The sequence below is a fragment of the Vibrio sp. 1069 genome, from assembly GCF_033340555.1.
Genome location: NZ_JAWOWP010000789.1, coordinates 1 through 553, shown reverse-complemented (window position 1 = coordinate 553; position 553 = coordinate 1). Strand labels below are relative to the sequence as shown.

The 553-nt window shown below is 45.0% G+C and carries 2 protein-coding genes; both read left to right on the top strand.

The features are described 5' to 3' along the window. A partial coding sequence (locus tag R7040_RS29075) for a GNAT family N-acetyltransferase (RefSeq protein WP_318097991.1) occupies window positions 1-217 on the top strand: 217 nt, incomplete at its 5' end. A gap of 18 nt (window positions 218-235) precedes the next feature. Next, window positions 236-553: hypothetical protein (locus R7040_RS29070; protein WP_318097989.1), on the top strand; the 318-nt coding region annotated here is incomplete at its 3' end.

Genomic DNA, 553 nt, shown 5'->3' with positions numbered 1-553 from the left:
AGGCTATGCATTCGAGGCCGCCAAAGCCTTACTCGAATTTGCTCGAATGCACTTTGAGTTAAACGGAATAACCGTGATGCATTTAGTGGATAATCAGCGTTCTAAATCGGTGATCCAAAAACTAAAGATCCCTTACGTCGGTGACAAAACATTGCGCATGCAAGGCAAAGAACGAAAGGTGTGTGTCTACCAACTCACGTTCGTCGCTTCTGAATAAAGTCGAGGGATATGTCGGATGATCATCCATGAAACTTCACAAAATCTGCCCAAGAACAACCCTTTATTGCTGGGAACGGTATCGTTGTCGCTATTCTATTTTTCCTACCTAGCAGACAAGCTCGTCGAGTTTGGACTCTTAGCACTCACGATAGTAGGATTTAAACTGCTCTCAACGTACTTCACGCGCCGCGCGTTCAATCCTAAAACGCTATATATCGATGCAAGCACTAGCGCCTTGAAGTACAGCCAGGGCTCAACGGTTTACTTCCGTCTACCTCTTGATGACATTGTCAAAGTCCAAATACAGAAAGAGTCCTTCTCCAGCCAAAGTTTG